We start from the raw sequence: 9,093 nt of genomic DNA on the forward strand, positions 1-9,093 counted from the left end.
CGGCAGCGCGGGGGAGTTGGTGCTCGACGTCCACGACGACGGCCCCGGCATCGAACCACAGGCCCGTGAGCGAGTGTTCGACCGCTTCATCCGCGGCGGCTCGACCGACGGAGGCACCGGACTCGGCCTCGCGATCGCGAAGTGGGCGGTCGAATTACATGACGGCAGGATTGCCGTCGTCGATGCCCCGTCGGGTTGTTGCATTCGAGTAGTGCTGCCGCAGAACTGAATCAAAGTCCCTGACGAGATCGAGAGATCTCGCGATGGCGCATGTCTTCATCGGCATTCGTCTGTACTTCCGACCCTGAAAAATTGAACCAGACACATAGGAGATCACATGAGCGCTCCGATAGTAATTCCACCGAAACCGCCGATGCCGGCCGTAAAACCCAAGCGTTCCAGCCGGTTCTGGCGTCCCGATCGCACTTCGATGGCCACCCGCTCGATGCTCCTCGGCGCGGCCGCAGTAGGGGTGCTTGCGGCCCTGATCCTCGACCCAGGGTTCGCGAGTATCGCGTACTTGATCGTGGGTGCCGGTGTGGTGATCGTCTTCGGGATTCTGACGCCGCCGCGGATGACCGTGACGCAGTGGGTCGCCGCCATCGGGATGCTCGCACTGCTGGGTGTTGCCGCCGTTCGCGGTGCGGAGTGGTTGGTGTTCCTCTGCGTCGTGGTTGCATGGGTTCTGTTCACGTGGACTCTGATCGGCGGGCGGACGTGGACCGGGATACTTCTGGGAACGCTTGCTCCCTGGCGGGCACCGCACCGGACGGTCAACTTCGTTCGTCGTCGAAAGCTCGCTACCCGCTCTGCTCCGCGGGTGCCGGCGGCGCGAGTTGTCGTCGTGGGCGCAGTGTCGATTCTTCTCCTGTTGATTTTCGGATCTTTGTTCGTGAGTGCGGATCCGGAGTTCGCGAAGATCTTCGGCGGCTTCGCTCCGGCCATCTCGGTGTCGAACCCGGGGGCACGGATCTTTGCCGGCGTCGTGATGGCGTTCGGCACGCTGGTTGCGGTGTATCTGCGCCGCAGAACGCCGACGGTGGACGCGTTTGCACCTGCGCCGGCGACGCCGTTGCCGATGTGGGAGTGGGCGGTCCCGCTCGGAGTGCTCAACGTGCTGTTCCTCGGTTTTGTCGCAGTACAGACGAAGACGCTGTTCGGGGGAGACGAGCACGTACAGGTGACCGATGGACTGACCTATGCGGACTATGCGCGTGAGGGTTTCTGGCAGCTCATGGCGGTTACCGTGCTGACGCTGCTCGTCATCGCCGTCGCAGTGCGGTACATCGACCGCCGCGACGCTGGATCGAGGCGTCTTGCCCGCGGACTGCTGGGTGCCCTGTGTGTCTTCAGCCTGGTGATCGTGGCGTCCGCTGTGCACCGGATGTGGTTGTACGAGAATCAGTACGGTTTCACGGTGCTCCGGGTCAGCGTCTTCGCGACAGAGCTGCTTCTTGGCTTCGTGTTCGTGTTGTTGCTCGTCGCAGGTATTCGGATGTCCGGGAAGTGGCTGCCCACAGCTGTTCTCGCCACTTCGGCCGTCGCGCTGCTGGCCTTCGCGGTGTTCAACCCCGACGCGTACATCGCGCAAAAGAACGTGGAGCGGTTCGAGGGCGGCAAGAGCATCGACGTTTCCTACTTACGCGGGCTCTCCGTCGACGCGGTACCTGCCTTGGATCGTCTACCGGAACCGCAGCGTTCATGTGCCTTGAGCAGATATCGATTCGGAGTGCCGGGCACCACTGCGCCCTGGGAGTTCAACGCAGCGCGTGAGAAGGCCCGCGACATCCTGGAAGCTCGCCCGGTGGGGCCGTGCCTGCAGATGTAAACGGTCGGATAGACGCAGGGCGATTGTGCAGCCGCACGGCAGATATCGCGCGCGGCTGCACAATCGGCGAGCGTCGCCTGGTCGATCAGTGCACGGCGAGTGAGATTTTCTCCCGTTCCTCTGCGGACACCACATCTCGGGTGGATCGTAAGTCGACGGTCACGCTGTGGAGTTTGCCGCCGTAGCGGAACGTGCCCTTCTCCGCGAACTCTTCCGCGACCGGGCTTCCCCGGTTGATGCCGACGTCGAGCTGCTCGTTCATGCTGAAGATCGCCCGAGTGGTCTTCTCGATCCGGCCCTCGGAGACCACCTCGTCGTCGACGCTCAGGGTGGCGGTTCCACCCTTGCCGATTCCGCCGCCGTCGTACTCGAAGTGGACGGACACCTCGCGCGCATCGGGTGCCAGCGGGTTGCGCCCACGCACGAAGGTCCGACCACCGCCGCTGAAGTTGTAGCAGTAGACGGGGACGGAATCGAGTATGTACAAAGCGAATCCGCCGAACCGGCCACCGAGGCTGACCAGCATGCCGTCGGCGACGCTACCCAGACTCGCGGTCAGCGTGTACGAGCGGTTGAAGAACGTCGGCGCGGCTTTCTCGACCAGACCGTTCATGTGTGGGTACAGCGTGAGGGTCTTGCGGCCCATCATCGGATGCGGGGGTCGTGATTCCGCGGTGGCGTGGCGACCGACCGTTCTGTCGTCCAGCGGCAGCACCTGATATTTGGCCGCCTCGACGAGGAACTTTTCCTTGAGCCGGGCGAGGATCTCGGGATGCTCGTCCGCGAGATCGCGGGCCTGCGACCAGTCGACCGAGGTGTCGTACAGCTCCCAACGGTCCTCGCTCATCGGTGTGAGCTCGAGGCCGTGAGTGGCCATCAGCCAGGGTGCGCGGTGGGCCGTGACTGCGGTCCAACCGTGATCGTAAATTCCGCGGTTGCCGAAGATCTCGAAATACTGTGTGGTGTGGCGCTCTTCGGCATCGGGCTCGGCGAAGGTGTAGTTCATCGCCACGCCTTCCATCGGTTTCTGGGTGACCCCGTCGACGCTGGTCGGTGCCGGAATACCGGCAGCTTCCAGGATTGTCGGCGTGATGTCGACGCAGTGATGCCACTGCTCCCTGATTCCTGGCTTGTCGATCCCCTTGGGCCAGTGGGTGATCAGACCGTTTCGGGTACCGCCGTAATGGGACGCAACCTGCTTGGCCCACTGGTAAGGGGTGTCGAGAGCCAGAGCCCACGACGCCGGATAGTGCGGGTAGCTGGTTTCGGTCCCCAATTCGTCGTAGCGCGCCAGTACGTCGGATGTCGCACTCTTGTAACTGTTGAGGCCGGCGAGGTAGTTGAACGAGCCCTCCATTCCGCCTTCCGCGGAAGCGCCGTTGTCACCCATCATGTAGAGCACCAGAGTGTTGTCGAGTACATCCATGTCCTGCAACCGGTCGACGAGCCTGCCTACCTCGTCGTCGGTGTGCTCGAGAAACGCCGCGTACAACTCCATCAAACGGGCCGAGACCTTCTTCTGGTCGTCGTCGAGTTCGTCCCAGTGTGGGAGCCCTGGAGCCCACGGGGCCAATTCGGTATCAGGAGCGACGACGCCCAGTTCCTTCTGCTTTTGGAGGGTGATCTCGCGTTGGCGATCCCACCCGTGATCGAATTCGCCGACGTACTTGTTCAGGTATCGGTCCGGAACCTGGAGTGGAGCGTGGCACGCGCCGAAGGGGAGATAGCAGAACCACGGCTTGTCGGGGTCCATCGTGTTGACGCCCTCGATCCATTCGATCGCGTGGTCGACGAGATCCTCTGACAGGTGGTAACCCTCCTGTGGTGTCTTGGGTAAGTCGACCATCGTGAAGTCCTCGTAGAGAACCGGGGTGAACTGGTCGGACTCGGCACCGAGGAAACCGTAGAACTTGTCGAAACCCTCACGGACCGGCCACCGATCGAACGGCCCGGCAGCGGTGGTCTCCCACGTCGGGGTCTGGTGCATCTTGCCGAAAGCACCTGTCGCATAGCCGTTTCCCTGTAGGACGCGTGCGACCGTGGCGGCAGAGGCGGGGCGGGTCCCGTTGTATCCCGGTGCCGCGTTGGCCATTTCGGAGATGACACCCATACCGACACTGTGGTGGTTGCGCCCGGTCAGTGTGGCGGCACGCGTCGGCGAGCACAGAGCCGTGGTGTGGAATCGGCTGTATTTCACGCCGGTTTCGGCCAAACGCTCGGCGGTGGGGGTGCGGCACGGGCCACCGAACGCGGAGGGTGCGCCGAATCCGACGTCGTCGATCATGATCAGCAGCACGTTCGGGGCCCCGACCGGCGGGCGAAGCGGTTCCGGGCGGGTGTACGGGGGATTCTGATCGGGGTAGTACACGGCGGCCGCGACGTTCGGCGTCTCGGGAATGATCGGAATGGAATGGCGATTCACCAGCAGGCTCCTTGGCGTGTGCAAAACCGGGCGGATTAAGCGGTCGTCTTAATCTGGAGCGTATCGAGCGGAATTAAGTTGGCGGCGTATGTCTCGTTGACTGGGACAACTACCCCCGTGAGTGGTTAAGGAGTCCCTGCACTCCCTAGCCGCGCACAGGGGATGGGGCTTGCGGAATTAAGACAGTGACTTATATGGTCGGTGTATGCCCGCCTCGTTGGATGCCAAGAACGCCATGATCGCCGTCGCCGAGCGGATGTTCGCCGAGCAAGGTATTCACGAAGTGTCCATGCGGGACGTGGCGACTGCGGCCGGGCAGCGCAACAACTCTGCAGTTCAGTATCACTTCGGTGGGCGAGACGGTCTGGTGCTGGCCGTATTCCGGCATCGGATGGATCAGATCAACGCAGCGCGACTGACGTATCTCGACGACATCGACGCCAGTGGGCGGACCGACTTGGTCCGTGCTTTGGTCGAAGCCTTTCTGTACCCACTGGCCGATTTTCTGGCGACGGTCGACGGGTCCAACTATGCGCGGTTCATCGCGAGAATTTCACCGTCAGTGGATACACAGAGTGCTGAGTTTCGCGAGGTCAGTGAAGGAATCAACGAGGTAGTCGGCAGGTTGACGCGGGCGTTGCCGCATCTGCCCCGCCGCGTCGCGGTTGAACGGATCGATCTGACGTTCAACATGAGCGTCTCTGCTCTGGCCATCTTCGAGCAGCGCCGCGAAGACGAAAACCCCGTTGTGCAGGCAGATTTCGATACGACGGTGGATCATCTGGTCGATCTCGCGGTAGGAGCACTGACCGCGCCCCAAAGCGCACACAAACGCACACGAGCAAAGCGGGTGCACGCGTCGATTGACGTGTGACCCCGCGACACGACACGACAGGACGGAGTCATTCGATGGCTACCCTTACATCATCACGAACAGTCCAAATCGGCAATCACACAATCGAATTCGGACCACGCGGAATGAGGCGCAATCCGGAAGGCGTTGAATCGAGGCCGTACGAGCGGTTCACTCTGACACCCGTCACACCGTTCATCGGTGCCGAGATCAGCGATATCGACTTGCGTGATCCGTCGGAGGAGCAGATCGAGGACGTGCGTCGGGCCCTCCTCGAATGGAAGGTCGTGTTCTTTCGGGACCAGCCGATTTCGAGCGTGAATCATCGTGACTTCGCGGCCCATTGGGGTGAACTCGAGGTTCATCCACTTCTCCCGCAGGGAGAGGTCCCGGCAGTCGTCAGATTCGAACGCGGAGAGGACAGTCCAGGAACCGAGAACATCTGGCACGTCGACGTCACCTGGACGAAGACGCCGCCGCTCGGTTCAGTACTTCGGGCGATCGACGTACCGCCTGCCGGTGGTGACACGCTCTGGGCTGATATGGGTAACGCCTTCGACTGCCTCCCCGACGAGATCAAGGACTTGATCGACGGCAAGGACGCCATCCACGATTTCGTGCCGTCCTTCGGACGCGGCATGAGCCCGGAGAAGTTGGAACAGATGAAGGAGCAGTACCCGCCGGTCCTGCACCCGATGGTGCGTAAGCATCCGGAGACCGGGCGTAAGACTCTGTTCGTCAACAGCCTTTTCACCACCCACATTCCGGACATGGATCCTGTCGAAGGCAACGATCTGCTCAACCTGCTGTTCGCGCAGGTCAAGGTCCCGGACTTTCAGTGCCGCTTCAAGTGGGCGCCGAATTCCATTGCCTTCTGGGACAACCGGGCTACCCAGCACTACGCAGCGAGTGATTACTTCCCTCATCGCCGCGTCATGGAGCGGGTGGCCATCCTGGGGGACGTGCCCTTCTGATCTACTCCTGCGGAATGCGGATGATGCACCGGAAGCCGACGTGGCAGGTTGAGGACTCCTCGGATTCGCCCTGCCGCGCGGCGGGGCGGTAGCGCAAGCAGTAGTTCGGTGCACACAGATGTGAGCCGCCTTTGATCACCCGTCGTGCGTAGGGTTCGCCCACCAACGCCTCCGTGGCGAACTCCGCTCGGGGATTACGAGGAATGCAGCACGACGAGGCCGGCGCGACGTTCTTGGAACTGCGGGCGTGGTCCGATGTGTAGTGATCGGCCGTCCATTCCCACACGTTCCCGGCCATGTCGAACAGTCCGTAGCCGTTGGGCCGGAACTTTCCGACCGGAGCGGTGCGCTCGTAACCGTCCTCGAGCAGATTCTCCCAGGGGAACTGGCCCTGCCACACGTTGCCACCGGGCCGCCCGCCCGGAGAGTCGTGATCGCCCCACACGTACGCCTGGCGATCGAGTCCACCGCGGGCGGCAAACTCCCACTCGGCCTCGGTCGGGAGTTCCTTGCCGGCCCACGCGGCGTAGGCCTGGGCGTCGAAGTACGACACGTGGGTGACGGGGTGCCGTTCACGTCCCCCGACGTTGCTGTGGGCGCCCTCGGGATGGCGCCAATCGGCGCCGGGAGTGAACGACCACCACTGGGTGTAGTCGTCAAGTGAAACCGGGCCGGGTGGCGAAGTGAAGACCAACGATCCCGGGACGAGGAGGGCTGGATCGGCGTCGGGATAGTCGGCGGCATCCGGGGCGATTTCAGCAGTGGTGACGTGGCCGGTTGCCTTCACGAAGCGTCGGAACTCGGCGACCGTCACCGCCGTCGTGTCCATCCAGAATCCGTCGACGGTGACCTGGTGAACTGGGCGTTCTTCCGGATAGAAATCTTCGGAGCCCATCCAGTACGTCCCACCCGGGATCAAAGACATGTTCTTCGGGGGAGTAGCCGTGGAGTGAGGCGTCGTCATGAATTCAAGAATGGCACGTTGGTCGCGCCGATGTGGGGAGAGTCCCACCTGGTGCCCTCGGCAGGATTCGAACCTGCGACCCTTCCTTTAGGAGAGGAATGCTCTATCCCCTGAGCTACGAGGGCGGGGAGCGTACCGACAAGCGCTGAAAACCCTGTGCTGCCGGGGTTTTCGCTTCCCGATACTGCTGTTGCGTCCGCTCGACCTGTCGGCACGAAGCCTCGGGCGTCACAGCTGCGCTAGTCAGTGTAGCGGCCCGCCGACGAGGTCGCGAAGTCGACGGTATCGCCGGGTGCAAGCAGGAGCCGAACCGATCGCACTGATCGCAATGGTGTTCACCGCGGAGCAGGCACGGCATCGTGCGGGAATGCCCCGCAGAATCCGATTCAACGCCTTTGCCATGAACTGCGTCGCCCACCAATCACCAGGTCTGTGGCGCCACCCGGAGGACCAGTCGTCCAGGTACACGGATCTGAGGTACTGGACGGAATTGGCGAAGCTCCTCGAGCGTGGACGATTCGACGGGCTGTTCCTGGCCGACGTGTTGGGAACGTACGACGTGTACGGCGGCAATCACGACGCAGCGCTGCGGCAGGGCGCGCAGGTACCGGTCTCGGACCCGCTACTGCTGGCGTCGGCGATGGCTGCCGTGACCGAGCACTTGGGCTTCGGGATCACCGCAGGTACAGCTTTCGAGCATCCCTACCCGTTCGCTCGGCGCTTGAGCACCCTCGACCACCTGACGAACGGGCGAATCGGGTGGAACGTGGTCACCGGATACCTCCCCTCGGCCGCACGGAACATGGGCGAGGACGACCAACTCCAGCACGACGATCGCTACGACCACGCGGACGAGTACCTCGAAGTTCTCTACAAGTTGTGGGAAACGTCGTGGGAAGACGACGCGGTGGTGCGTGACAGAACCACCGGGGTCTACACAGACCCCGCCAAGGTTCATCCGATCGAGCACGAAGGCAAGCACTTCACCGTTCCGGGCATCCACATCTCCGAACCTTCTCCGCAGCGGACGCCGGTCATCTTCCAGGCCGGCGCGTCGCCTCGCGGGGTTCGGTTCGCCGCCGAGAATGCCGAAGCAATTTTTGTCGGTGCACCGACAAAGGCGATTCTCAAAGACACCGTTGCCCGAATCCGAAACGAACTGACGAAGGTCGGGCGAGATCCGTACTCGGCCCGCATCTACACACTGTTGACGATCATCACCGACCGAACCCCTGAGTTTGCCCAGGCGAAGCTCGAGGACTACCGCAGCTACGCGAGTAGTGAAGGCGCGCTCGTTTTCACCTCGGGGTGGATGGGAATCGACCTCTCCGGATACCGAGCGGACGAACCGATCGGGAACGTCGAGAGCAATGCCATTCAATCCGCGGTCGCATCGTTTCGCCAGGCCGACGAGAAAGGTGGCGAATGGACGGTGGGGGACATCGCGGAGTGGGCGGGCATCGGCGGGCTCGGCCCGATCGTTGTCGGTTCCGGCGCGGAGGTCGCCGACGAATTGCAGGAGTGGGTGTCCGAGACCGACGTCGACGGTTTCAATCTCGCGTACGCGGTGACTCCCGGAACCTTCGAAGACATTGTGGAGCATGTGATTCCGGAGCTGACCAAACGAGGTGCCTACCAGAGCGACTACGACGAGGGAACGCTGCGCAACAAACTGTTCGGGCGAGGGGACAGGCTGCCGCTCGAACACCGAGGCCGGAGCTTCGACCGGATCCGCACTGCCGGCTGAGCGGGGACCTCAGGACCAGCCGGACCCGGGTACGTGAACCGAGGTGGTGAGGTCGACGGCCTCGATGTCCGAAGACCTCAACTCTTCACCGCACACACTGCAACCCAAGCGTGCTTCGAACCGTTTACCGCAGGCCTTGTGATGGAGAACGATGTCCGGGCCGTCCGCGGATCTGAACCAACGCTGACCCCAGGAGATCATGCACATCACCACGGGGAAATACGCCGTGCCCTTGGCGGTGAGTCGATACTCCGACCACTGTGGGCGATCCGGAAGCGGACGCGTTTCCATCACACCGATCTCGG

At 62.7% G+C, this 9,093-nt stretch carries 8 protein-coding genes and 1 tRNA gene; 5 read left to right on the forward strand and 4 right to left on the reverse strand.

The features are described 5' to 3' along the window. Both A2J01_RS01865 and A2J01_RS01870 read left to right on the forward strand, forming a co-directional pair. On the forward strand, positions 1–229 hold a 229-nt coding region (locus tag A2J01_RS01865; RefSeq protein WP_197494137.1), incomplete at its 5' end, for a sensor histidine kinase. A 108-nt stretch (positions 230–337) separates the two neighbouring features. Further along, positions 338–1,828 (forward strand): DUF4153 domain-containing protein, encoded by a 1,491-nt coding sequence (locus tag A2J01_RS01870; protein WP_331715285.1) that lies wholly within the window; start codon positions 338–340, stop codon positions 1,826–1,828. Between the two features lie 85 nt (positions 1,829–1,913). On the opposite strand, the gene A2J01_RS01875 is transcribed toward A2J01_RS01870, so the two are convergent. Continuing rightward, the gene (locus tag A2J01_RS01875; RefSeq protein WP_064111704.1) at positions 1,914–4,250 is read right to left on the reverse strand and encodes an arylsulfatase; all 2,337 of its coding nucleotides are present in this window, start codon (positions 4,248–4,250) and stop codon (positions 1,914–1,916) included. A gap of 205 nt (positions 4,251–4,455) precedes the next feature. Between A2J01_RS01875 and A2J01_RS01880 the strand changes: the two genes are divergently transcribed. Together A2J01_RS01880 and A2J01_RS01885 are read left to right on the forward strand one after the other, a co-directional pair. Then, positions 4,456–5,124 carry a TetR family transcriptional regulator gene (locus tag A2J01_RS01880; protein ID WP_064111709.1) on the forward strand — a complete coding sequence of 223 codons (669 nt, stop codon included), beginning with the start codon at positions 4,456–4,458 and terminating at the stop codon, positions 5,122–5,124. A gap of 35 nt (positions 5,125–5,159) precedes the next feature. Beyond that, positions 5,160–6,077, forward strand: a complete 918-nt coding sequence (locus A2J01_RS01885; protein ID WP_050654720.1) for a TauD/TfdA dioxygenase family protein — start codon at positions 5,160–5,162, stop codon at positions 6,075–6,077. 1 nt (position 6,078) lies between these two features. On the opposite strand, the gene A2J01_RS01890 is transcribed toward A2J01_RS01885, so the two are convergent. Both A2J01_RS01890 and A2J01_RS01895 read right to left on the reverse strand, forming a co-directional pair. Further along, the gene (locus A2J01_RS01890) at positions 6,079–7,041 is read right to left on the reverse strand and encodes a formylglycine-generating enzyme family protein (protein WP_050654677.1); all 963 of its coding nucleotides are present in this window, start codon (positions 7,039–7,041) and stop codon (positions 6,079–6,081) included. Between the two features lie 49 nt (positions 7,042–7,090). Further along, positions 7,091–7,166: transfer RNA gene (locus A2J01_RS01895), tRNA-Arg, on the reverse strand. A gap of 242 nt (positions 7,167–7,408) precedes the next feature. Here A2J01_RS01895 and A2J01_RS01900 point away from each other — a divergent pair. Further along, positions 7,409–8,788, forward strand: a complete 1,380-nt coding sequence (locus A2J01_RS01900) for an LLM class flavin-dependent oxidoreductase (protein WP_064111714.1) — start codon at positions 7,409–7,411, stop codon at positions 8,786–8,788. Between the two features lie 9 nt (positions 8,789–8,797). Here A2J01_RS01900 and A2J01_RS01905 read toward each other — a convergent pair. Then, positions 8,798–9,093, reverse strand: a 296-nt coding sequence (locus A2J01_RS01905) for a winged helix-turn-helix transcriptional regulator (protein WP_197494138.1), incomplete at its 5' end; no start/stop codon positions are given.

This window comes from Rhodococcus sp. EPR-134, assembly GCF_001647205.1.
Lineage (GTDB): Bacteria > Actinomycetota > Actinomycetes > Mycobacteriales > Mycobacteriaceae > Rhodococcus_F > Rhodococcus_F qingshengii.